The sequence below is a fragment of the Mesorhizobium qingshengii genome, from assembly GCF_027563465.1.
Classification (GTDB): domain Bacteria; phylum Pseudomonadota; class Alphaproteobacteria; order Rhizobiales; family Rhizobiaceae; genus Mesorhizobium; species Mesorhizobium qingshengii_A.
Window position 1 is genome coordinate 157,824 of sequence record NZ_JAPFQA010000010.1, and the last position, 22,504, is coordinate 180,327.

General features: G+C 63.0%; 20 protein-coding genes. 9 read left to right on the forward strand and 11 right to left on the reverse strand.

Going from position 1 to position 22,504, the window contains the following annotated elements; all coding sequences use genetic code 11:
* The first annotated feature begins 195 nt into the window (after positions 1–195).
* From OOJ09_RS21420 to OOJ09_RS21450, 7 genes are read left to right on the forward strand one after another with little or no spacing between them, the layout of a single operon-like run.
* Positions 196–510, forward strand: coding sequence for a helix-turn-helix domain-containing protein (locus OOJ09_RS21420; protein WP_269907106.1), 315 nt, complete (start codon positions 196–198; stop codon positions 508–510).
* Positions 507–2,528: a hydrogenase 4 subunit B gene (hyfB, locus tag OOJ09_RS21425; protein ID WP_420107530.1), complete on the forward strand. Its 2,022-nt coding sequence runs from the start codon at positions 507–509 to the stop codon at positions 2,526–2,528. The genes OOJ09_RS21420 and hyfB overlap by 4 nt, the downstream gene beginning before the upstream one ends.
* The gene (locus OOJ09_RS21430; RefSeq protein ID WP_269907107.1) at positions 2,519–3,475 is read left to right on the forward strand and encodes a respiratory chain complex I subunit 1 family protein; all 957 of its coding nucleotides are present in this window, start codon (positions 2,519–2,521) and stop codon (positions 3,473–3,475) included. The genes hyfB and OOJ09_RS21430 overlap by 10 nt, the downstream gene beginning before the upstream one ends.
* A complete protein-coding gene (locus OOJ09_RS21435) occupies positions 3,475–4,137 on the forward strand; it encodes a hydrogenase-4 component E (protein WP_091581941.1) in 663 nt (220 codons plus the stop codon). Before OOJ09_RS21430 ends, OOJ09_RS21435 begins: the two co-directional genes overlap by 1 nt.
* Positions 4,134–5,585, forward strand: coding sequence for a hydrogenase 4 subunit F (locus tag OOJ09_RS21440; protein WP_269907108.1), 1,452 nt, complete (start codon positions 4,134–4,136; stop codon positions 5,583–5,585). Before OOJ09_RS21435 ends, OOJ09_RS21440 begins: the two co-directional genes overlap by 4 nt.
* 18 nt (positions 5,586–5,603) lie before the next feature.
* Positions 5,604–7,118, forward strand: coding sequence for an NADH-quinone oxidoreductase subunit C (locus OOJ09_RS21445; RefSeq protein WP_269907109.1), 1,515 nt, complete (start codon positions 5,604–5,606; stop codon positions 7,116–7,118).
* Between the two features lie 12 nt (positions 7,119–7,130).
* Positions 7,131–7,664: an NADH-quinone oxidoreductase subunit B family protein gene (locus tag OOJ09_RS21450; protein WP_269907110.1), complete on the forward strand. Its 534-nt coding sequence runs from the start codon at positions 7,131–7,133 to the stop codon at positions 7,662–7,664.
* Between the two features lie 365 nt (positions 7,665–8,029).
* Here the strand turns inward: OOJ09_RS21450 and OOJ09_RS21455 are convergent, their stop codons facing one another.
* The 3 genes from OOJ09_RS21455 to OOJ09_RS21465 form a co-directional block, all read right to left on the reverse strand.
* Positions 8,030–8,992, reverse strand: a complete 963-nt coding sequence (locus tag OOJ09_RS21455) for an alpha/beta fold hydrolase (RefSeq protein ID WP_269907111.1) — start codon at positions 8,990–8,992, stop codon at positions 8,030–8,032.
* A 131-nt stretch (positions 8,993–9,123) separates the two neighbouring features.
* Positions 9,124–9,903, reverse strand: coding sequence for a universal stress protein (locus OOJ09_RS21460; RefSeq protein ID WP_269907112.1), 780 nt, complete (start codon positions 9,901–9,903; stop codon positions 9,124–9,126).
* Between the two features lie 264 nt (positions 9,904–10,167).
* On the reverse strand, positions 10,168–11,148 hold the full coding sequence (locus OOJ09_RS21465; RefSeq protein WP_269907113.1) for an AraC family transcriptional regulator: 981 nt from the start codon (positions 11,146–11,148) through the stop codon (positions 10,168–10,170).
* Positions 11,149–11,332: 184 nt separating this feature from the next.
* Between OOJ09_RS21465 and OOJ09_RS21470 the strand changes: the two genes are divergently transcribed.
* Positions 11,333–12,103 carry an alpha/beta fold hydrolase gene (locus OOJ09_RS21470; protein WP_269907114.1) on the forward strand — a complete coding sequence of 257 codons (771 nt, stop codon included), beginning with the start codon at positions 11,333–11,335 and terminating at the stop codon, positions 12,101–12,103.
* A 137-nt stretch (positions 12,104–12,240) separates the two neighbouring features.
* Here the strand turns inward: OOJ09_RS21470 and OOJ09_RS21475 are convergent, their stop codons facing one another.
* The 7 genes from OOJ09_RS21475 to iolE all read right to left on the reverse strand — a co-directional run bounded on the left by OOJ09_RS21475 (position 12,241) and on the right by iolE (position 19,366).
* The gene (locus OOJ09_RS21475; protein ID WP_269907115.1) at positions 12,241–13,179 is read right to left on the reverse strand and encodes a sugar phosphate isomerase/epimerase family protein; all 939 of its coding nucleotides are present in this window, start codon (positions 13,177–13,179) and stop codon (positions 12,241–12,243) included.
* A gap of 24 nt (positions 13,180–13,203) precedes the next feature.
* Entirely contained in the window at positions 13,204–14,196 is a 993-nt protein-coding gene (gene iolG, locus OOJ09_RS21480) for an inositol 2-dehydrogenase (RefSeq protein WP_269907116.1), read from the reverse strand.
* A gap of 97 nt (positions 14,197–14,293) precedes the next feature.
* The gene (locus tag OOJ09_RS21485) at positions 14,294–15,112 is read right to left on the reverse strand and encodes a carbohydrate ABC transporter permease (RefSeq protein ID WP_140764430.1); all 819 of its coding nucleotides are present in this window, start codon (positions 15,110–15,112) and stop codon (positions 14,294–14,296) included.
* Positions 15,109–16,017, reverse strand: coding sequence for a carbohydrate ABC transporter permease (locus OOJ09_RS21490; protein WP_256752177.1), 909 nt, complete (start codon positions 16,015–16,017; stop codon positions 15,109–15,111). Before OOJ09_RS21490 ends, OOJ09_RS21485 begins: the two co-directional genes overlap by 4 nt.
* Complete coding sequence (locus OOJ09_RS21495) at positions 16,017–17,336, reverse strand: extracellular solute-binding protein (protein WP_269907117.1); 1,320 nt, start codon at positions 17,334–17,336, stop codon at positions 16,017–16,019. Before OOJ09_RS21495 ends, OOJ09_RS21490 begins: the two co-directional genes overlap by 1 nt.
* 1 nt (position 17,337) lies before the next feature.
* Positions 17,338–18,429 carry an ABC transporter ATP-binding protein gene (locus OOJ09_RS21500; protein ID WP_269907118.1) on the reverse strand — a complete coding sequence of 364 codons (1,092 nt, stop codon included), beginning with the start codon at positions 18,427–18,429 and terminating at the stop codon, positions 17,338–17,340.
* Between the two features lie 28 nt (positions 18,430–18,457).
* A complete protein-coding gene (iolE, locus tag OOJ09_RS21505) occupies positions 18,458–19,366 on the reverse strand; it encodes a myo-inosose-2 dehydratase (protein WP_269907119.1) in 909 nt (302 codons plus the stop codon).
* A 240-nt stretch (positions 19,367–19,606) separates the two neighbouring features.
* Between iolE and OOJ09_RS21510 the strand changes: the two genes are divergently transcribed.
* Complete coding sequence (locus OOJ09_RS21510; protein WP_269907120.1) at positions 19,607–21,079, forward strand: PLP-dependent aminotransferase family protein; 1,473 nt, start codon at positions 19,607–19,609, stop codon at positions 21,077–21,079.
* Positions 21,080–21,351: 272 nt separating this feature from the next.
* On the opposite strand, the gene OOJ09_RS21520 is transcribed toward OOJ09_RS21510, so the two are convergent.
* Positions 21,352–22,476: an ABC transporter ATP-binding protein gene (locus OOJ09_RS21520; RefSeq protein ID WP_269907121.1), complete on the reverse strand. Its 1,125-nt coding sequence runs from the start codon at positions 22,474–22,476 to the stop codon at positions 21,352–21,354.
* Between the last annotated feature and the right edge of the window lie 28 nt (positions 22,477–22,504).

Consider the following 22,504-nt stretch of genomic DNA (forward strand, 5'->3'; position numbering starts at 1 on the left):
CGCGGCCTTCGTCATTGCAGGCCCGCTTTGCATTTGCCGGGCACCGGTGAGCGCCCAATACCGGCTCATGTCGCGCGGTTTCCCATGGCGCAGGGATAGATGTGCCACGCATCATTTGTTGAACGCACCGCATTTTAATATATGCTGGAACCGGCAGAGACAATATCTCAAAGCTAACAATAAGGGATGCAACCCGTGATAACTGCTCCACAGTTGCGTGCCGCGAGGGCGCTCCTTGGCATTGACCAGCGCCGGCTGGCCGAATTGTCCGGCCTTTCAGTGCCGACAATTCAGCGCATGGAAGCCAGCGAGTCGATTATCCGGGGCAACGTCGATTCCCTGATGAAATTGATCGGGGCCCTTGACCTTTCCGGCGTCGAGCTGATCGCCGAGGGCGCTTCCAGCCAGATCGGTGGACGCGGCGTGCGGCTTAAAGCAGATTTCGACCCCGCCAAAGTTCTGGGCGGGGTCGATGCGGGCACCAAATTCGCTGCGAGGAACGTGGCGTGATTTCGGACGCCGCGGTCCTTCTGTGGGGCGTTGCTTCGCTCCTGGGGACAGCGGTGCTCGCGATTGCGTTGAGCCGCACACCGGGCTCGGGAACACGCCTCGTCTACGGCTTGACGCTCGGTATTTCGGCCACCGCGCTGTTGGTCCTTGCTGGCCGCATGCTCGAAGCCCCCGTCACGCCGTCGACTGCCGTATTGCCGGTCGGGCTGCCCTGGGTTGGGGCTCATTTCCGCCTGGATGCGCTCTCGACTTTCTTCCTCGTCGTCATCAATTTCGGCGGCGCCATGGCCAGCCTCTACGGTCTCGGCTATGGCAGCCACGAGCCCTCGCCGCACCGGGTGCTGCCGTTCTTCCCCGCCTTCCTCGCCGGAATGAACCTGGTCGTGCTCGCGGACGACGCCTTCACCTTCCTGCTTTCCTGGGAATTCATGTCGCTCTCTTCCTGGGCGCTGGTCATCGTCCACCATCGCGAAAGGGAAAATGCACGGGCGGGTTACATTTATCTCGTGATGGCGAGCTTCGGCACGCTCGCGCTGCTGCTTGCGTTCGGCTTGTTGTCAGGGCCGGGCGGAAACTACACGTTCGAAGCGATGCGTGCCGCTGGACCCACCCCGCTCGTCGCCACTTTCGTCCTGGCTCTCATGTTGCTGGGCGCCGGCTCCAAGGCGGGTCTCGTTCCGCTGCACGTTTGGCTTCCACTCGCTCACCCGGCCGCGCCAAGCCATGTCTCGGCTCTCATGAGCGGCGTCATGACCAAGGTCGCCGTGTATGGCTTCATCCGCGTTGTCTTCGACCTGCTCGGTGAACCGACATGGTGGTCGAGCACCATCGTCCTTTTCTTCGGAGGCCTCACCGCTGTCTTGGGCATCCTTTACGCGTTGATGGAAAAGGACCTCAAGCGGCTGCTGGCCTATAGCACCATCGAGAACATCGGCGTCATCTTCGTCAGCCTTGGTCTCGCGCTCGCCTTCAAGGCGAACGCCATGCCATCGGCGGCGGCGCTGGCGCTCACGGCCGCGCTGTTCCACGCTCTCAACCATTCGTTCTTCAAGAGCCTGCTTTTCTTCGGCGCGGGCGCCGTCCTCACGGCAACCGGCGAACGGGACATGGAAAAGCTGGGCGGTCTTATCCATCGGATGCCGCAGACCAGCTTCGTCTTTCTCGTTGGCTGCGTGGCGATCTCCTCGCTTCCGCCCTTCAACGGCTTCGTCTCCGAATGGCTGGCTTTCCAGGCTGTCCTGCAGAGCCCGGATCTGCCGCAATGGGGCCTGAAGGTGATGGTGCCCGCCGTCGGCGGCCTGCTGGCCCTGTCGGCGGCGCTGGCCGCGGCCTGCTTCGTGAAGGCCTTCGGAATTACGTTTCTGGGCCGGCCACGGACCTCGGCGGTGGAACACGCGCACGAAGCCGACCGCTACTCGTTGGCGGCCATGTTCATCCTGGCCGCGCTTTGTCTGCTTGCCGGCATTCTGCCGGGCTTTGTCATAGATGGCCTTTCACCCGTGACGCTTTCGCTCATCGGCAGCCGCATGCCGGTGCAGATGGCGCAGCCCTGGCTTTCTATCGTGCCGATCGCCGAGAGCCGCAGTTCCTACAACGGCCTGCTGGTATTTGTGTTCATCGCCATTTCCGCATCCGCCGCGGTCTATGTCATCCATCGCTTCGCCTCGCACGCACTGCGTCGCGGTCCCGCCTGGGGTTGTGGCTTCGCGGATGCCGTCCCGGGCTCGCAGTACACAGGCGTCAGCTTCGCACAGCCTATCCGCCGCGTCTTCGGCGCGTTCGTGTTCCGCGCGACTGAAAGCGTCGAAATGCCGGCACCCGGCGAAACCGGTCCGGCTCGTTTCAATCTGCAAATCCATGATGTGATCTGGGAGACGCTGTATCTGCCCATAGGCAAGGCCCTGGACTTTGCGACCGACCACCTGAACCATCTGCAGTTCCTGACGATCAGGCGCTACCTGACCCTTGTCTTTCTCTTCCTTATTGTCTTGCTCCTGGTGCTCGCACTATGGCCCTGATCCTTGAACTGGCGGTCCAGGGCGCGCAGATGATGCTGGTGCTTTTGCTGGCGCCGCTCCTCACCGGCTTCGTCCGCAAGGTGAAGGCAAGACTGTTGCGCCGCCAGGGTCCTCCCCTCATCCAGCCCTATCGCGATCTCTTGCGGCTCATGCGCAAGGAGGTGGTTCTGGCCGACAATGCATCCTGGCTGTTTCGCGTCATACCCTATCTGATCTTCGCCGCCACCTGGGTCGCCGCCGCGCTCGTCCCGACGTTCGCCACTGGCCTCAAATTCAGTTGGACCGCCGATCTCATAGCGATCGTCGCGCTGCTTGGAAGCGCACGGTTCTTCCTGGCGCTGGCGGCGATGGACGTCGGCACGAGCTTTGGCGGCATCGGCGCCAGCCGCGAGGTGATGATCGCTTCCCTGGCCGAGCCCGCCATGCTCCTGATCGTGTTCAGCCTGGCACTCGTTGCCGGAGCTACGCAACTGTCCACGGTGGCGGCTTTCATGGGCTCGCCGCAGGTTGGCCTGCGGGTATCGCTCGGAATGTCGCTGATCGCGCTCGTCATGGTGGCGATCGCGGAAAATGCCCGCGTCCCGGTGGATAACCCGGCGACGCATCTGGAGCTGACCATGATCCACGAGGCGATGGTCCTGGAATATTCCGGCCGCCATCTGGCGATGATCGATTTCGCTGCCTTCCTCAAGCTTCTGCTCTACGTCTCGCTGATTTCCTGTGTCTTCGTTCCCTGGGGGCTGGTGACCGCCGGGGCCGGGCCCTGGTCTTATGTCCTGGGCGTCGTTTTCTACATCTGCAAACTTGCCGCGAGCGGCGTTCTCCTCGCCTTGTTCGAGACTGCCATCGCCAAGATGCGTGTCTTCCGCGTCCCGGATTTCCTCGGAGCGGCGCTCATGCTGGCCCTGCTCGGCACGCTCCTGCTGTTCGTCTCACGGAGCCTATGATGAACGGCCTCACCTTCGACATCGCTCATCTGCTCGCCGGTGGCCTGGTGCTGGTCAGTTTCATGATGCTGTACCAGGATCGCCTCTTCGCGCTGATCAACGTTTTTGCGGTTCATGCCATCGTGCTCGCCCTGTCGGTGGCTTGGCAGGCCTATATCCAGGACGCGCATCATCTCTACGTCACGGCGGCGATTGCCCTCATTTTCAAGGCGATCGTCATTCCCGTCGGGCTTCATCGCATCATTCAGCGGCTCGGCATCCATCGCGATATCGAGACCGCCGTCGGGATCGGTCCGACCATGCTTGCGGGAATAGGTCTGGTGACCCTGTCCATGGTCCTGATGCTGCGGGTCACTTCCGGCGCCGACCCCCTCGCCCGCGAGGACCTGGCCTTCGCGCTGTCCATCATACTGCTGGGGCTCCTGGTGATGGTCACCCGGCGCAATGCCGTCAGCCAGGTGGTGGGATTCATGTCGCTCGAGAACGGTCTGGTCCTTGCCGCCACGGGGGCCAAGGGCATGCCGCTGGTCGTCGAGATCAGTGTCGCCTTCTCGATCCTCATCGCCTTCATCGTCATCGGTGTCTTCCTGTTCCGCATCCGCGAAAGGTTCGATTCGGTCGATGTCGGCGCGCTCGACGACTACAGGGGAGAACATCGTTGACCGCGTTTTCCCTCGATGCGGTGGCCGCCATTTTGCTGATACCAGTCGTCGCGGCCGCGCTGCTGGCGGCGCTGCCGAATTACCGGCTGGCGGCTGGCCTCAATGTCGCCGCGAGCTTGCTGACCTTGCTCGCCGCACTGTCGCTTTTCGTCACCGATCGGCCGCAGCCCGGGCAATACCTGCTCGTCGACGATCTCAACATCGTCTTCATCGTGCTCAATGCGTTTGTCGGCTTCACGACCAGCGTCTTCAGCGCCTCCTACATTGCGCACGAACTGGATACCGGACGGCTGACCGCGTCGAACCTGCGGTTCTACCATGCCATGTACCAGATCATGATGTTCGGCATGAACCTGGCGTTCGTGTCGAACAATATCGGCTTGATGTGGGTGGCGGTGGAGCTTGCCACGCTGACCACCGTGCTCATGGTCGGCATCTATCGCACGCATGAAGCGCTGGAAGCCGCCTGGAAATATTTCATTCTGGGAAGCGTCGGCATCGCGCTTGCCCTGTTCGGCACCATCCTCGTCTACATGGCCGCGCAACCAGTTGTTGGCGAGGGCACGAATGCCATGGTCTGGACAGTGCTCATCGCACACGCGGCACATTTCGACCCGGCCCTGCTGAATGTCGCCTTCGTCTTCCTGCTGCTCGGCTACGGTACGAAGGTTGGCCTTGCGCCCTTGCACGCCTGGCTGCCCGACGCGCACGCGGAAGGCCCGACGCCGATTTCCGCGGTGCTGTCGGGCTTGCTGTTGAATGTCGCGCTCTATGCCGTGCTGCGCTTCAAGCTGTTGCTCGCGGCAAGCCCGGAAGCGATCGCGACGGGGCCATTGATGATCACGATGGGGCTGACGTCGCTGGTTTTCGCGGCCTTCATGCTCTACCGCCGCCGCGACATCAAACGCCTGTTCGCCTATTCCTCCATCGAGCACATGGGCATCATCGTGTTCGCCTTCGGCATGGGTGGCCCGCTCGCCAACTTTGCCGGCCTGCTGCACATGGTGATGCACAGCCTGACCAAGTCGGCGATCTTTTTCACGGTCGGACACATTGCGCAGGTCAAGGGAACACAGAACATAACCGAGATCAGGGGGCTGACGGAGACGCATCCGGCGCTTGGCTGGGCGCTCGTCATCGGCGTCGTCGCCATTGCCGGCCTCCCTCCATCCGGCATCTTCATGAGCGAATTCCTGGTTGTGAGTTCGACATTTGCAAGGCACCCCTTTCTGGCGGTGCCGCTGGTATTCGGGATTCTGCTCGCTTTCGGCGCCCTGCTGCTTCGGCTGACCGGCGTCGCTTTCGGCGAACCGCGCGGCAGCACCGCGCCAGCCGAGGCGTCCTACATTCCGATGTATTCCCACCTGGCGCTGGTGTTTGCCGCCGGCATCTATCTGCCGCCACCGCTGGTCACATGGTTCCAGCATGTCGCCAACCTTCTGGGATGATGGAAGGGAGAAAGAAGCATGCCCGCTCTGATCGACCTCATCCTTGCTGGCCAACGTGTCGACAACCATTTTCCGTGGCCCCGCGCCGTGGTGGCTCCCAGGATATGGAGCTTTGCCCTTGAACAGCTGGTCGAGGGTCACTGGGGCTTGCTCGGTCTCTGGGGTGAGCCTGGCGTCGTCCACATGGCGCTTATCGATGAAGGCGCCAGCGACATCGGCGTTGTCAGCCTGGCATGTCCGGATGGCCGCTACCCATCGGTCGGCCGGCTGCATCCGCCCGCATTGCGCCTCGAACGTGCGGCCGCCGACTTGTTCGGTCTCCTGCCGCAGGGCGCGCCCGATACACGCCGGTGGCTTGATCATGGCCAGTGGGGGGTCAACTATCCGCTGGCAACCCAGCCGGCGGTGTCTCCGACGGCATTCCCCTATCATTTCCTGCCTGCCGAGGGGGAGGGCCTGCACCAGATCCCGGTCGGACCTGTGCATGCCGGCATCATCGAGCCGGGGCATTTTCGGTTCACGGCGAGCGGCGAAACGGTTGTCCGGCTGGAAGAGCGCCTTGGATACACGCACAAGGGCATAGAAGATCTGATGGCGGGATCCGGCATCGATCGTGCCACCACGCTGGCAGCCAGGACCTCGGGCGACAGCACCGTGGCGTACTCCCTCGCCTTCGCCCGCGCGATCGAAGCGGCGCTCCGTGTCGAGATCCCTCAACGCGCGGTCTGGCTGCGAGCGCTCATGGCCGAAATGGAACGTCTGGCCAATCATCTGGGCGATATCGGCGCAATCTGCAACGACGCCTCCTTCTCGCTCATGCATGCCCACTGCGGGGTGCTGCGTGAGCGCGTATTGCGAGCAAGCGATGCCGCTTTCGGCCATCGTCTGATGCGCGACTGCATCGTGCCTGGAGGCGTGGCAGGCTTCCTGAGCGACGAAGGAACGACAGCGGTTCGGTCCCTGCTCACCGAGATCAGGCAGCGGTTCCCCAAGCTGATCGACCTCTACGACAATACGGCGTCGCTGCAGGACCGGACAGTCGCAACCGGCCGGCTCAAGGCGGAGCTCGCCCGACAGTATCGTGCCGGAGGCTATGTCGGCCGAGCCTCTGGCCGGGACTTCGATGCGCGGCGCGGCCTGGCCTATCCGCCCTATGACGAACTCGCCTTCGACGTCCCTCTCCTCCAGGAAGGCGACGTCAACGCGCGCGTCTGGATTCGCATCCACGAGGTGAAGCAGAGCCTGTCCCTGATCGAACAGGTCCTTGGAAAACTGCCCGGCGGCCCGGTCCGTGTCGATTTGGCGCCGACAGACGGACCGCATGAAGGCATGGCGCTCGTCGAGGGGTTTCGCGGCGACATTCTGGCCTGGCTGCGCATCGGCAAGGGCGGCCTTGTCGAGCGCTGTCACCTGCGTGACCCGTCATGGTTTCAATGGCCGCTTCTTGAAGCCGCCATCGAGGGCAACATCGTCGCCGACTTTCCGCTCTGCAACAAATCGTTCAACTGCTCTTATTCCGGGCACGATCTTTGAAGGCACGCTGTCATGCGCAAGCTCCTCTTCGAAAGCCTGATACGCCCTGTCCTCACCGAGCGACCACCGTTGGCACGCGACTCGGCGGTCGAGGAACTGGCGCGCGCCCTCAACGGATCCGCCCGCAAAAGGCTGGGGAGAAGCCTGGCCATTCGGGCTGTCGACGCCGGTTCCTGCAATGGCTGCGAACTTGAGATGCACGCGCTCAACAATGCATTCTATGACGTCGAGCGTTTCGGAATCCGCTTTGTCGCCTCGCCGCGCCATGCCGATATCCTGCTTGTCACGGGACCGGTGACCAAAAACATGCGCGAAGCGTTGAAGCGAACATACGACGCGACTCCCAACCCCAAATGGGTGGTTGCACTGGGGGATTGCGCCGGCAACGGCGGCTGTTTCGCTGGCAGCTATGCCGTGGTGGGGGGAGTGTCTGAGGTGCTGCCGGTCGATCTGCACATTCCAGGTTGTCCGCCGCCGCCAATCGAAATCCTGAAGGGCTTGCTCGCCTTGCTCGAAGATTCAAGGACCGCTGTTTCCAGGGGTTGAATGCCGATGTGGGAGCTTTTCCAGCCGGGCTTGTCGCTGTCTCGGAATAGCTTTTACGAGCGCTCGATTGTCGATTTCACCGCTTGCGCACCCACCGCGCATCTTGCGGCATTGGTGCTCCGCCCTCGCTCTGCGGGCCCATCCCGGCCCTCGGCAGCTGACAGGATCGCCACCAATTGAAACCGCACCGCTGGTGCAATCCGCCGCGCCGGCGTAAAGCCGCCGCAGAGCGGGACAATTCCCTGTGGGCGACCTCTTGAAGGAACGGCAGCTTATTTGTCGTCGCGTGCCGGCTGGCCCTGCCATCTGGTCGAAAGCCGAGCGAAACGCTGATGATGCCGGCGTCGCCGCTGACATTGAGCGGCTTACCGCGACATTGATGTTGTTGTTGCCAATGACGGGATCAGGCCCGCCCCTGCCAGAAACGTGCGAACTGCCGTGCGGACCTGCTGCGCCTGTCCCACCAAAAGATGTCCACCCGTGTCATAGACGACCAGCTTGGCACCAGGGATCTTGCCCGCTGCGAACTCAGCTGCCGGCAGCGTGTTAAACAGGTCGTCACGCGCGGAGATGATCATTGTCGGCGCGGTAATTTCACCCAACGGCATTTCATGTAGTTCGGGGACGCTGTCGATATTGATTCCAGAGAAGCGCAGCGACAAGGGCTCAACGCTCCGGACGAAGCTCATGACGCGGTCCCGCTCGGCCTGAGGCGCAGCCGCTACCAGCGCCGGTCGAACGCCGAGGAAGCGAATGAGTACTGACGGCGCGACGTTCTCGGCGGCCCACCAGGCGAAATCGCCGCCAGCGTTGACGGCCCAGAATGCGAACCTGTTGCCGCGGCCCACTTCGATCGAGATCGGACTGGTGGGCGAATAAAGAGCTGGGACGATCAGGATGAGAGCGGCGACCTTGTCCGGGTGCCGGAGTGCTAGCTCAGCCGCGGAACGCGCGCCTGCCGAAATGCCGACGACCACCGCTTTGGGGACGTTGAGTCTGGAAAGCAACGCCGCGTGCGCATCGGCCTGCGCGGCTGGAGAGGCGTCCGGTGGAACGGGGGTGCGTAGATAGCCGAAGCGCGACGGCGCGATGACCCGAAAGCCCTCACCCACAAGATCGGCTGCATTGGCAAGGCCTTGGTCAAAGCCGCCGCCGGCGCCGTGGATCGACAGGAGCGGAAAGCCCGCGCCGCTGTCGGCGTATTCGATCGGGCCCATGTCGAGGTTGGCGACCAGACTGCCTCGGCTGGCGGTGTCGCGCATGCGACCAAGCTCGTTCTTGTAAAGCAAGAAGGCCACACCGGCCGCGGCCACTATGGCGATGAACATGGCCAGCAGGAAACCTCTAGTCCGGCTCACTGCAAGACTCCACCAAATGAGCCGCCATTCTGCCGCCAGACGCCTGAATCAAGGCGAGCCGCGCAGGGTACCGGCCAGTCATTTGCACGACCGATCCCCGTTCAGTGCGAGACGAACACCGGCAGCGAGAATTGCTCGAGCAGGGACTTGGTCATTCCGCCGAACAAGGCCTCACGGATTCGCGAATGGCTATATGCGCCGGCCACGATCAAGTCGGCGTCCTCCAAAGCGCGCGAAGCGAACAGCGCCTCGATTGCCGACAAGTCGCCACTGTCAGTCCAGCGGTCGGTCCCGGCCTTCACGCCATGGGCGAGCAGATGGTCGCGCAGCAATTCGATATCCGTATCCTTTATGTCGGCCGGCGGATCGAACGCGGACACCGTTATCTTCCGCGCCCGGACCAAAAGGGGCATTGCATCATGCACGGCACGGGCGGCTTGTCCGCTCGGTGACCAGGCAATCGCGATCTCTTCTCCAACCGGTCTCGGCCGCCAGTCCCGCGGCAGCAGGATCATCGGCACGCCTGCCGACGTCAACAAATCTCCGGGCACCTCGGGCGCGATCCTGTCGGAAACCTCACGGTAGGGCTGTGTGGCGATCACCAGATCCGCATAGGGCGCATAGTAGTGCTTCCATTCCGCCGAATTACGATCCGCGACCTTGAAGCGAACGTCGACGCCGAAGCGATTGGCACTGGCTAAAAATGTGTCTTCAAGCGATTTGGCGCGTTCAGCCCACTCGCTGGCGAAAGCTGCGGCGGAGTCGACGTCGACGCCAGTCAATCTCGCGCCGTGTGTTTTCGCCAGCGAAAGGGCGAAATCCACCCGCGCTGCGTTTTCGACCGAACCGTCGAGGAACACCAAGATATCCTTGTAGCTCATGTGACGCTCCTTCTTCAGTGTGCCGGCTGTTTCCGGGCAGTTTCACCTAAGCGCGATGGATGCTGCCACGCCTTGCGGCGGATCAAACCGCCCGAGCGGCACCGATATCGATCCAGTCAGTTCGATGCACGGCCAGAGCGTTCTTCCCGGGCCGAACGAGCCGGCAGGACCGAGAGCCTATGGACCAGACGGTCCATGAGCACCACGCACGGCCGGCAACACGCAAGCCGGTGCTTGGCGAATCGGCGTCCGAAGTGCGCCAGCTTACCCGGAAGCCGTCAGTCGGCCATCACGCGGCGTCGTGCCGAACATAGTCTTGTACGCGCGGCTGAACGCTGCCTCGGACTCATATCCGATGGCGTGCGCGACCTCCCCCACCGGAAGGTTTGATCTTCGCAGCAGATCGAAAGCCATCAACAGACGCCAGCGATGAAGATAGCGCAAAGGTGGCTCTCCGACTGTTGCCGAGAACATTTCGGCGAATCGCGAACGCGACATTCCAGCCACCGACGCCAGGCCTTCGACGGACCAGTTCCGCGTGGGATCACGATGGATTTCGGCGACGGCCCTGCTCACCCGCGCATCGGCAAGCGCCCCGATCCAGCCCTGACGGGGCCCAAGCGATTTCGCCCAGGTCCGGATGCAGCGGATAATCAAGACATCGATCACACGGGAGATCATGAGCGCGGCCCCTGGCTCCTGGGCCGCATGCTCAACGACCAGGAATTGGGCGACATCACGGATCAGGACTGCGGACTGATCGGCATCCTTGGCGATGTGAACGACATCAGGCAGGAGCCCCAGTAACGGCGAAACCCCACCTTTGTTTTCGAACTGAAAGGTCGCGCTGATGGTTCTCGCCGCGATCGCGCCATGCCCATGTTCAAGCACCGAGATATTCACGCCTGATGCCTCGATCGCAAGAGGAGCTTCCAGAGCGGCGTCCGGTCGGCCACCGTCGCTGAGCCGGTATCTCGCGGGATGCGGCAAGACCACGATATCGCCAGCGGAAAGCCTCAAAGGCGCTCGGCCCTCTACGGAGATTCGGAGTTCGCCTTCCTGAACCACATGGATGCAAGCCATCCCCCGCTGGAATTCGACGTTGAACCCGGACCGGAATCTGGTTGTCAACACCCGCTCTCCCTTGAGCCGAACGAACCTCAGAATGTCGGAAAGAAGATCGGTGTGCGGCTGAAAATCGGACGCTGGAGCAAGAACTTCGTCGTTGGCGTCATGGGGTTTCAAGGAAGGATCCTCTAGTTACCGGCTCAAGCGAATTCAACCACTGAGCCGTGTGACGCTTAAATCGGGATGAGGGATACAACCCCCAACACCATTTCGCAAATGGCAGCTGGAAGAACGCGACTTTGCCGAAACGCCTGACCATTCCCTGGGCTTGCGTCATCCGGCACACCAACAGGAGCAATCAATGCGACATCTTCTAATCTCAGCCGCCACCGCCCTCATAGCCGGAGCAGCATTTTCCGCCACCGCCCATTCGGCTCAGTTGCCCAAGGGGGCGGCTCACAACATCGTGCTCGTACACGGTGCTTTCGTCGACCAGACAAGCTGGAAGCCCGTTGCCGATATACTTGCGAAGAAGGGCTACAACGTAACGCTCGTCGAAAATCCGCTCACGTCCCTCGCCGCCGATGTCGATGCCACCAGGCAGGCTCTGGCCAAGCAGGACGGCAAGACGGTTCTGGTCGGCCATTCCTGGGGCGGCGTGGTCATCACGCAGGCGGGTGACGACCCCAAGGTCTCGGCGCTCGTCTACGTCTCCGCATTCGCGCCCGACGTGGGAGAATCTCTCGCGGCCCTGGCCAAGGGCGGTCCGGCCACCGAAGGCACCGCGGCGATTCATCCGGACGACAAGGGCAACCTCTACATCGATCGCAAGGTGTTTCCTTCGGCGGTCGCGGCTGACCTTCCCCCGGAGATCGCCGAGTCCCTGGCAAGCCATCAGCTCCCGTTGAACCATACGGCGTTCGAGGCCCCGGTCGATACGGCAGCCTGGCACGACAAACCGACGTTCTACGTGATCAGCACGAAGGACAAGGTGATCGCACCCGAGGCCCAGAAGATGTTCGCAGCCAGGATCAAGGCCAGGACGACGGAGGTCGCTGGCAGCCATGCCTCCCTCGTCGTCCATGCGAGCGAAGTCGCCGCCGTGATTGAAAAAGCCACGCTCGCGAAGTGACGATCCTGCTCCCGGTGCCTTGGTGCCGGGAGCACCACGCCTGTAGGCCGGGATGACCCGCTTTTCCAGGCAGGAAGGGGGCTGTCTTGCCTCGCCTGGCGATGCTCTCTCAGCCCGAACCTCGGCAAGTCCTCGCTTTATGACAGGTTGATTGCGACGTTGCGCAGGAGCGCGACGGATTTTCGCATGCCTTCCATCGGGGTCAGCATCATGTCCTCGTGCTCGATCGACAGGACATCGTCGTAGCCAACCTGCTTGAGCGCGGTACAGAACTGCCGCCACCAGGTCTCACCGTGACCGTATCCGAGAGTGATGTAGTTCCAGGCTCGTTCGGCATACAGGTTCGGTGGGCGAGCATCGAGCGTGCCGTCGATTCCAGCGGGAATTGGCTCGATCCGGGTATCCTTGGCGTGGACATAGTAGATCGCCGAGCCGAGCTTGCGGATGGCGGCAATCGGGTCCGCCCCCATCCAGAGCGGATGACTGGGGTCATAGTTGGCGCCGACCGTTTCGCCGACGGCGTCACGCAGCTTGAACAGTGTCTGGACATTGTACACGGCCTGATGGCCATGCAGTTCCAGGCACAGTTTGTGGATGCCGAGGTTGTTCGAAAAGGCGACGAGGTCGCGCCAGTAAGGAATGATCCGCTCTTCCCACTGGTAGCGCTGGATCTCCAGGCATTCCGGCGGCCAATCGGTGATGATCCAGTTCGGATTGGCGTCGCCCGGTCCGCCTGGCAGGCCCGACATCATGACCACGCGATCGATCTCCATCAGGCTGGCCAGCCTGATGGTATCCTGTGTAACGCCATGATGGACCGCGCCCTGCGGCCCGGGATGCAGCGGATTGCCCGAGCAGTTGAGCGCCGCGATCGTCAGCCCGTGGTCCCTGATCTTGGCGACGAATTCCTTGCGCTTGGCCGCGCTCGCCAGCATCGCCTGCAGATCGATATGGGGCGCCGACGACCAGTTGCCGCACGCAAACTCCAACGTCTCAAGTCCAAGCTCTGCCGAGGCGCGCAACATCTCGTCGAATGCGAGATTGCCTAGGCTGTCCGTAATCATGCCGATCTTCATCTGGAAACTCCTCGTTCCGTCGCACTAGAACCGGACGGTCTCGAACCTGCCGGACTTGGCGGAGGCAAGCGCTGCCTCGCACAGGATCATCGCCTTGCGGCCGTCGCTTGCCGTGACGTCGGGCCGTCGGCCTGTTTCGACACAGATAATGAAATGATCGATCTCGGCGGCGTAGGACTCGGCATAGCGCTCGACGAAGAAGTAATAGGGCTTGTCGCGCGATATCGCCTTCGCGCCTGAAACTTCGACCGATGTCGGCACCCTGTTGCCGGCCCGCAGCATCCCATCCGCCCCATGCACCTCGATGCGCTGGTCGTAGCCGTAGGCGGCCCTGACGCTGTTGTTGATGTGACACTGCCGGCCGGACGCCGTGCGCAGCACGAACATCGCGGTGTCGTAGTCGCCCAGCTTGGCATATTGCGGCGCGACAAGGGACGACCCGGTCGCGAAGAGTTCCACCGGCTCTTCGCCCAACAGGTTTCGTGCCATGTCAAAGTCGTGGATGGTCATCTCGCGGAAGACGCCCCCTCCTCCGGCCAGCGCTTCCTCGGTTTCCGGTTCCGGATCCCGGCTGGTGATGATGACCTGCTCAACGGCGCCGATCTCGCCTTGCCCAAGACGCGCCTTGAGCGCCCGAAAACTCGGGTCGAAACGACGGTTGAACCCGATCTGAAAGGGCACGCCGGCCTTCTCGACAGCCGCCAGGCATTGATCGGTGCGCTTGAGATCAAGATCGATCGGCTTCTCGCAGAAGATCGCCTTGCCCTTTGCGGCCGCGGCCATGGCCAGGTCCGCGTGGGTTCTCGTCGCCGACGCGATGAACACCATGCGGATCGACGGGTCATTCATCACGGTCTGGGTGTCGGCGATCTCGGCTCCGGTAAGGGCCGAGACCTTCGAGGCGGCCTCGGTGTTCGGATCGACGATGTAGCGCAGGCGCACGCGGGGATGGCGCGCCAGATTGCCTGCATGCACCTGGCCGATGAGGCCCGCTCCAAATAGACAGACATCGATCATGCGTTTGACTTCCCTGAAAGGCCGCGTGGTGTCGGCCGGCCTTGCGCGTGGCCGAGGCGGCGACTTGATTGAGGTGAGTGGCTGCCCGGCCGGATCGTCATTTCACGGCTCCCATGGTCAGCCCGCGAACCAGATGGCGCTGCACCAGAAGCGCGAAGAAGACGATCGGCAACGCGCCGATGACGCCGGCCGCCGACATCGAGGCCCAGTCGGTGTCGATGCGGCCGATCAGCGTGGCGGTGCCGCGCGGCATCGTCATCGCGCGGGGCGTGGCCGTCAGCGCCAGCGCGAACAGGAATTCGTTGAAGGTGACAAGCACGGCAAAGATGGCGGTCGCCGCGAGGCCGGGTGCTGCCAGTGGCAAGGTGATGCGCCGGAACGCACCGAAACGGGAATCGCCGTCGACCATGGCGGCTTCCTCCAGATCCACGGGGATTTCGCGAAAGAAGCTCTCCATCATCCAGACGCAGAAGGTGATGTTGAACGCGGTGTAGGTGGCGATCAAACCCAGCCAGCTGTCGAGCAGGCCGAGCTTGAGCATCAGCAGGTAGACCGGGATCAGGATGACGACCGGCGGCACGATGCGCAGCGTCAGCAGGAACAATCCGACCTTGCGCTCCATCGCGAAAGGCAGGCGAAAGCGGGCGATCGCATAGGCGCCCATGGCGCCGGCGACCAGGGCGACCGCCACGGAGAAGAACGTCACCACCAGCGAGTTGGTCAGATAGGCGCCGAACTGCTTCTCCGTGAACAACCTGATGTAATTGTCCAGTGTCGGGACATGCGGATAGAGCGTGCCTTCCTGGGTGATCTCGCGATTGGACTTCAGCGAGGTCGAGACGAGCCAGTAGATGGGCAACAGCACGATGGCCAGCACCGCGCTCATCACCCCGATCCGCGCCAGACGACTGTTCATGATGCGTCGACCCTGCGCAAAAGCCGCACGGCGCTGAAGGCCAGCGCAAGCACGACGAGACCGATGGTGACGAAAAGTGCTGCCGCATAGCCGGTCTGCTGGAATTTGAAGGCGGTGTCGTAGCCATAGATCGAGACCAGCCGCGTCGCCTCGCCCGGTCCGCCCCGGGTGAGCACGAACACCTGGTCGAACGTGCCGAAGGCGTCGATCGTGCGAAGCACGATGGCGATCGCCAGCACCGGCCGCATCATCGGAAAGGTCAGGTCGGCAAACACCCGCCAGTTGCCGGCGCCGTCGACGCGAGCGGCCTCGAAGGGCTCGTGCGGCAGCGACTGCAGGCCGGCCAGCAGGATCAGGAACATCAGCGGCGTCCATTCCCAGACATCGAGAACGACAAGGCCGATGAACGCCTTGACGGGGCTGCCGAGGATCTGCACCTGGCCGCCGCCCATCCACTCGGAGATCGCCGTCAGCATGCCGGCGTCGCTGGCATAGATCAGCCGGAAGACGATGGCGACGACGACCGGCGTGATCACCATCGGGATGATCAGGATCGTCCTGAGCAAGCGGATGCCGCGAAACTCCCGCAGGCAGAACAGCGCCAGGGCAAAGCCCAGGATTGCCTCGAAGGTGACCGACAGGGCGACGAATTCGACCGTCACCCAGAGCGAGTTCAGAAACTGCGGATCGCTCCACAGCTTGATGTAGTTCTGCATGCCGACATCGGCGACGACCGAGCCGTAGCGATAGACCTTGGTGCTGGCGCGCAGGCCGTCCCAGAGCGGATAGACAAGCACGCCAAGCACGATCAGCAGGCCCGGCGCCAGCATGAGATAAGGGAGGGCGAGGTCGAGCCCCGCCCCCTGCAGACGGTATTTGCGGCTCTGCGTCCCGCCGTTCGCCATCAGTAATAGCCGACCGAAGACAGGTAGTCCTTGACCTGCTTGGCGGCATTGTCCAACGCGGCGCCGCCACCCGAGCCGGCCTGCAGCGCCTTGTTGAGCTCGATGCCGAGCAGTTCCTCGACCTTGGCCCAGTCGGGCGTGCGCGGCCGCGGCAGCGCGCCCGCGTCGAGCTGCTGCAGCGCGACCGGGATCAACCGGTTGCCTGGCTTGGCGATGCCGAAGGCGCTGCGCTTGACCGGGATGGAGCCTGCTTCCGACAGCTTGGCCTGGATGTCGGCGCTGACATACCACTTCAGGAACTCGACCGAATTGGCCTTGTTGGGCGCCGATTTCGGAATGCCGGCGATGAAGATGCCCATCTGGGCGATCGCCGATGTCTGCTTCGGCACGACGCCGAAATCGAGCTTGCCCGCCACCTTGGTCTGCGCGGGATCGTCGGCCTTCAGCGCATTGCCGGAATACTGGATGATCGCGCCGGCTTCGCCGCCCAGGATCGCCGCACCTTCCTGATCCGAGTCGAATTCGACGACGCCGCTCGGCGCGTTCTGCTTCATGGCACCGACGAAGAATTCGGCCGAAGCCTTGCCTTCCGCCGAATTGAAGACCGGGTTCCACTTGTCGTCGAAGAAGGAGCCGCCAAACGACAGGAAGACCGGATACCAGCTGGTCACGATCGGATTTCCGGAAACACCGCGGAACACGACCGGATATTTGATCTTGCCAGCCGCCACGCCTTCCTTGCCCTTGGCGATGACCTCGTCCCAGGTCTTCGGCGCGCCGCTCGTGTAGACATCGTTGCGGTAGGTCAGGGTCTGCAGATCGCCGACGAACGGCACGCAGATCAGCGTCGGCGTGGCGGTTTCGAAGCCTTTCACCCGTGCGCCCTTCTGCGGCGGCCAGTAGCCCATGTCGATCATCGAGCCGATCCAGTCCTTGTCGCCGCCGTCGATACCGGCGGCGCCGAGATCCTCGAGCACATTGGCCGCGCCGAACTGCGGCACCCATGGATCGTCGAGAAGGTAGAGGTCGTACTGGCCGGCGCTGTTCTTGGCGTCGGCGAACCACTTCTCCAGCGTCACGCCATATTCATCCTCGAGGAATTCGATGTCGAAGCCGGCATCCTTGGCGAGCGGGATGATCTTCTGCTTGAACGGCGTCAGCCCGCCATCGGCGAAGGCGCCGATGATCACCTTCTTGCCGGCCGCCCTGGCCGGGACAGGCAGGCCGAGTGCGGTAAGGGCGGTGGTGGCAAGCGCCAGGCCAAGTCCTCCCTTGAGTACGGAGCGGCGAGTAAGTCTGCTTCTGCTTGAATGCGTCATTTCACTCTCCATCACTGTTGATCCTGTGGACGGCCGTCAGGCCGGCCGAATTGAAGAAGCATGCGTTCGACACATCAAAAGTGACCGCGATGTTGGCGCCGACCGCGCCCCTGAAGTCGCGGCCTGCGCGGACCGAAACATTGCCGCCGCCAAGGCGCACGTTGACCAGCGTCTCATTGCCCATGGGTTCGACGACATAGATCTCGCCAGGCAGCGCATTGGCCGCGCCCGGTGCCGAGACGCTCATGTCTTCCGGCCGCAGGCCGATCTCCACCACTTGCGCCGCGCGGCACGCCGCCAGCCGGGCAGCGTCCATCGCAACCGGCGTTCCACCGATCGCGATGCCTTGTTCGGCCAGTGTGACAGGAAGGATGTTCATCGGCGGGTTGCCGACGAAGGTGGCGACGAAACGGTTGGCCGGGCGGTCGTAGATGTCGGCCGGCGGCGCCATCTGCTGCAGCTCGCCGCCGTGCATCACCGCGACGAAGTCCGCCATGGTCAAGGCCTCGACCTGGTCGTGGGTGACATAGAGGGTGGTTGCCCCGAGCCGCTGACAAAGCCGCTTGATCTCGCCGCGCATGGTCAGGCGCAATCTTGCGTCGAGGTTCGACAACGGTTCGTCCATGAGGAAGGCCGCCGGATCGCGGACGATGGCACGCGCAAGCGCCACGCGCTGCCTCTGGCCACCGGAGAGCTGGCGCGGCCGCCGGTCGAGCAGATGGCCGATTTCGAGAACCGCGGCGACCTCATCGATCTTGCCGCGGCGCTCGGCGTCCGGCATGCCGCGAATCCACAGGGGATAGCCGATGTTCTCGCCGACCGTCATCTGCGGATAAAGCGCATAGCTCTGGAAGACCATGGCGATGTCGCGGTCGCGTGGCTGCAGCCGGGTGACATCGCGCTCGCCGATGAAGAGCTTGCCGGCGCTCGGCATGTCGAGGCCGGCCAGGATGCGCAAGGCCGTCGTCTTGCCGCAGCCCGAAGGACCGAGCAGGGCCAGGAACATGTGGTCGGGAACTGCGAGGTCGAGCGACCGCAAGACGTTCAGCGCGCCGTAGTTCTTGACCACACTTTGGTACAGGACAGAACTCATTGCCGCTCCCCAGCGCCCCCGAAGGGTATCAGTTCTTCCGTTCCTCGACCTCGAAACCGGCTTTGCGGGCCACGTCGCGCAGGTTGCGATAGCCCATCGTCGCATAGGTAAGCGGGTGGGCCTTGGCCGGATCCTGTTCGGCCTCGACCACCAGCCAGCCGGCATAGCCATTGTCGGCCAGCACCCGCAAAAGCGTCAAATAGTCGATGGACCCATCTCCGGGCACGGTGAAGATGCCTTCCATCACCGCGCCCATGAAGCTCATATCCAGGGCGCGAGCGCGCTTCAGCACATCCGGTCGCACATCCTTGCAGTGCACGTGGACGACGCGGCCGACATGCCGCCGCAGCAGCGCCTCGGGATCGCCGCCGGAAAACAGGCAATGGCCGGTGTCATAGAGGAGGCCGACGGCTTCGCCCGAACCGGCCATCAGCCTGCCGATCTCGTCATCCGTCTCGACAATGGTTCCCATGTGATGATGAAAGGCCATGCCGACGCCGAAATCCGCGAACCGTTCGGCCAGCCGCGTTATCTTGTTGCCGTAGGATTTCCACTCGCCGTCGGCAAGTCTGGGACGCTGCGAGATCGGATCGTGAATGGCGCCATGGCGGCCGCGCGACGTGTCGGCGTAAACGACGTGCTTGGCGCCGAGGTCGCGCAGAAGCGTCAGATGCGGCAGGATGGCGTCGAATTCCTCCTCGACCTCCTTTTCGCAGATCCGGCCATCGTACCATCCGGAGACCAGTTCAAGGCCATGAGGCGCGAGAACCGCGGCCAGATCCTTGCTGGCGCGCGGGAACTTGCCGCCGAGCTCGGTGCCGGCGTAGCCGGCCTCGGCTGTTTCGGAAAGGCAGACCTCGAGGGGCGTATCTCCGCCCAGCTCGGGCACGTCGTCATTGGTCCACGTGATCGGATTTATGCCTATCCGGACTGCCATCATCGCTCCTCACCGAACCGGACCATTGGCCGCGACGCTTCATCCCAACCATTCCGGTCGGTGAAGGCGTTTCGCTTGCGGTCTGTTCTGGCCCGTCGTTCCCTTTTTCTTTTCATCTAAGCGCCAATCTGTCTCCATCGCGAGAGCCAGTTTGCATGGAAGTGAAGGTGCCAGTTTCAATCGGCGCGGCGCTCGTCTAAGCTCTGCCTGCTCTCATGCGGCCGAGGATTTTCGATGCGGATGTCAAGGCGAAGGCGCCAGGCCTTTCCGATGGATGCGCTGGTCATCGACCGGACCATCGACGAACCGATCCACCGCCAGCTCTATCGGCAGATTGCCTCGATGATCCGCGAGCGTCGTCTGGCGCCGGGATCGGAATTGCCGTCCACGCGCGCGCTCGCGGAGGATCTGGGCCTCGCGCGCAACACCATCGTCGGTGCGTATGATCAGCTGGCCACGGAAGGCTATCTTGCAAGCCGGCAGGGCGCGCGCCCGGTGGTCGTCGACCTTCCCGTGAACTCGACCGATCGAGGCAACAAACCCGCGGCCACGGCACTTCGACGCCCGCTTTCCAGGCGCGGGGAGAGCCTGATGCAGCAGCCCTTCCATCATGGATCGCCCGGTCGCTTTGCCTTTCATCCGGGCATGCCGGACTCCCAGAACTTCCCCTTCGGGGTCTGGGGCAGGCTTCTCGCGCGCCGGGCCACCTTTGGCGCCGACATGTTGTTCGGCACCTATCATGTGACAGGTCTGCCGGCGCTCAAGGAGGCGATAGCCGGCTACCTGATCTCGGCCAGGGGCGTGCGATGTTCTCCCGAACAGATCGTCGTGACGACAGGAGCACAGGCGGCGTTCGACCTGCTGGCGCGCCTGCTGCTCGATCCGGGCGACACGGTCTGGCTGGAGGAACCAGGCTACTACGCGGCCAAGGCGACCTTCACGGTGGCGGGCGCCAACATCCTGCCGCTTGTCGTCGACCGCGACGGCTGGCAGATGAACCAGCCGGAGGTTTCGCCGCGCCTGATCTATGTGACGCCCGCCTGCCAGCATCCCCTGGGGATCACGATGCGAATGGACCAGCGGCTGCGCCTGTTTGAAATCGCCGAGCGCAGCAATTCGTGGATCATCGAGGATGATTTCGACGGAGAATACAGGTTTCAGGGAAGGCCGGTCCCCGCCATACAGAGCATGGATTACGCCGACCGGGTCATCTATGTCGGCACCTTTGCGAAATTGCTTTTCCCTGCGCTCAGGCTGGGGTTCATGGTCTTGCCCGCCGCTCTGTGCGAGGGCATTCCGCATGCGCTGAGCACCACCGGGCAGTTCGCCCCCCTGGTGCTTCAGGCAGCACTTGCCGATTTCATCGACGAGGGCCACATGAGCCGCCACCTCAAGCGCATGCGCCGCATCTACGCCGAGCGCCGCAAATTCTTCTACGAATTGTGCGAGACCGAACTGGCCGACCACATGACCCTTTCGGCGGCGGAAGCCGGAATCCAGGTCGTTGCCGCGCTTCACGAAAGTTGCGACGACCGGGCGGTCGTGCATTGCGCCGACAAACTCGGCGTCAACGCATCGCCGCTGTCGAAATATTACTGGTCGTCCTCCGGCAACGGCCTGGTGCTTGGCTACGCCGCCTGCAACAAGGCCGAGAGCGAAGCAGGCATCCGACGTCTGCGCCAGGCCATCGAGCACGTGCGGACCCTGTCATGAGCCTCGTCCGCCGGCTATGGGCTGGCGGTCTGCCCCGGCCTATCGGCCTGAGCAGCCATGCCGGCATGAGCGCACATCAACCGCATGAAGCTGACCACGATCCGCTATGTCGGACTGGCCAAGGCTTGCGCCCAAGTGACGATGGCGGCGATCGCCTTCAACATGCGCCGATGGGCCGCCGTCACAGGACAGGCGCGCCCGCAGCCCGGCCGCGCGAGGCCGAACCACCTGTGGCGGTCAGCGCCGCGTGCAATTCGCCGTCCTGTCTCTGGCTACAGGCGAGGTCCCGTTTGTCCATGCGCGGATTGCGGCTGGAGGACTGAACATCCATCTGTGCCGAAGATATGAAGATCGCCTGGGTTGGCGTTCAAACGCACCGTCGCACTGCGCTTGACCTCTACATTGCCAGGTAGCTTGGTGACCAGCGGCAGGTCGGCCTGGCCGATATCGACATAGACCAGCTGCACCTCGCCGAGCTGCTCGACATAGTCCACCGTTCCTTCGAACAGATAGTCCGCGCCGGCGGCGATGAACAGATCCTCCGGCCGCACGCCGAGACTGATCTCAGTCCCGTTGGCGGACGCTGGCGTCGCCAGGGGTACGGTCACCTTGTTCGCGCCAATATGGCTGATCGCTGTCACCTCGCCCGCGGTCTCGATCCTGGCCGGCACGATGTTCATGGCCGGCGAGCCGATGAACTGGGCGACAAACAGGTTGCCGGGCTTCTTGTAGAGGTCCATCGGCGTGCCGACCTGTTCGATATGGCCGTCCTTGAGCACCACGATACGGTCGGCCAGTGTCATCGCCTCGACCTGGTCGTGGGTGACGTAGATCATCGTTGTGTTGGGCATCGATTCCTTGAGCTTGGCGATCTCGATGCGGGTGGCGACGCGCAGCGCCGCGTCAAGGTTCGACAGCGGCTCGTCGAACAGGAACACTTTCGGATTGCGCACGATGGCGCGGCCGATGGCGACACGCTGGCGCTGGCCGCCCGACATCGCCTTGGGCAGGCGGTCGAGATATTTGGTCAGCTGCAGGATTTCCGCTGCCTGCCGCACCCGCTTGTCGATCTCGGCCTTGCTCACCTTGGCGATCCGCATGCCGAAGGCCATGTTCTCGTAAACGGTCATATGCGGATAGAGCGCATAGGACTGGAACACCATGGCGATGCCCCGCTTCGACGGCGGCACGTCGTTGACCACCTCGTCGTCGATGCAAAGGTCCCCGGAGGTGATTTCCTCGAGCCCGGCGATCGAGCGCAGCAATGTCGACTTGCCGCAACCCGAAGGGCCGACGAAGACGATAAACTCGCCCGACTTTATGTCGAGGTCGATGCCATGAAGGATATCGACACTGCCGTAGGACTTCCTGATTTGCCTGAGGGTCAGATCGGCCATTGTGCTCTCTTCGATTGCGTGACGATGG

What these genes read in the sequence shown, in the direction of transcription:
- OOJ09_RS21510 (WP_269907120.1), top strand. Translation starts at nt 19,607, where the DNA reads ATGTCAAGGCGAAGGCGCCAGGCCTTTCCGATGGATGCGCTGGTCATC.
- OOJ09_RS21455 (WP_269907111.1), bottom strand. Translation starts at nt 8,992, where the DNA reads ATGTTCATCGCCATAGTGGCCGCGGCCGGTGTGGCCTTCTTGCTTTAC.
- OOJ09_RS21520 (WP_269907121.1), bottom strand. Translation starts at nt 22,476, where the DNA reads ATGGCCGATCTGACCCTCAGGCAAATCAGGAAGTCCTACGGCAGTGTC.
- OOJ09_RS21490 (WP_256752177.1), bottom strand. Translation starts at nt 16,017, where the DNA reads ATGGCGAACGGCGGGACGCAGAGCCGCAAATACCGTCTGCAGGGGGCG.
- OOJ09_RS21450 (WP_269907110.1), top strand. Translation starts at nt 7,131, where the DNA reads ATGCGCAAGCTCCTCTTCGAAAGCCTGATACGCCCTGTCCTCACCGAG.
- OOJ09_RS21435 (WP_091581941.1), top strand. Translation starts at nt 3,475, where the DNA reads ATGAACGGCCTCACCTTCGACATCGCTCATCTGCTCGCCGGTGGCCTG.
- OOJ09_RS21470 (WP_269907114.1), top strand. Translation starts at nt 11,333, where the DNA reads ATGCGACATCTTCTAATCTCAGCCGCCACCGCCCTCATAGCCGGAGCA.
- iolE (WP_269907119.1), bottom strand. Translation starts at nt 19,366, where the DNA reads ATGGCAGTCCGGATAGGCATAAATCCGATCACGTGGACCAATGACGAC.
- OOJ09_RS21475 (WP_269907115.1), bottom strand. Translation starts at nt 13,179, where the DNA reads ATGAAGATCGGCATGATTACGGACAGCCTAGGCAATCTCGCATTCGAC.
- OOJ09_RS21460 (WP_269907112.1), bottom strand. Translation starts at nt 9,903, where the DNA reads ATGAGCTACAAGGATATCTTGGTGTTCCTCGACGGTTCGGTCGAAAAC.
- OOJ09_RS21485 (WP_140764430.1), bottom strand. Translation starts at nt 15,112, where the DNA reads ATGAACAGTCGTCTGGCGCGGATCGGGGTGATGAGCGCGGTGCTGGCC.
- iolG (WP_269907116.1), bottom strand. Translation starts at nt 14,196, where the DNA reads ATGATCGATGTCTGTCTATTTGGAGCGGGCCTCATCGGCCAGGTGCAT.
- OOJ09_RS21495 (WP_269907117.1), bottom strand. Translation starts at nt 17,336, where the DNA reads ATGACGCATTCAAGCAGAAGCAGACTTACTCGCCGCTCCGTACTCAAG.
- OOJ09_RS21430 (WP_269907107.1), top strand. Translation starts at nt 2,519, where the DNA reads ATGGCCCTGATCCTTGAACTGGCGGTCCAGGGCGCGCAGATGATGCTG.
- OOJ09_RS21445 (WP_269907109.1), top strand. Translation starts at nt 5,604, where the DNA reads ATGCCCGCTCTGATCGACCTCATCCTTGCTGGCCAACGTGTCGACAAC.
- OOJ09_RS21500 (WP_269907118.1), bottom strand. Translation starts at nt 18,429, where the DNA reads ATGAGTTCTGTCCTGTACCAAAGTGTGGTCAAGAACTACGGCGCGCTG.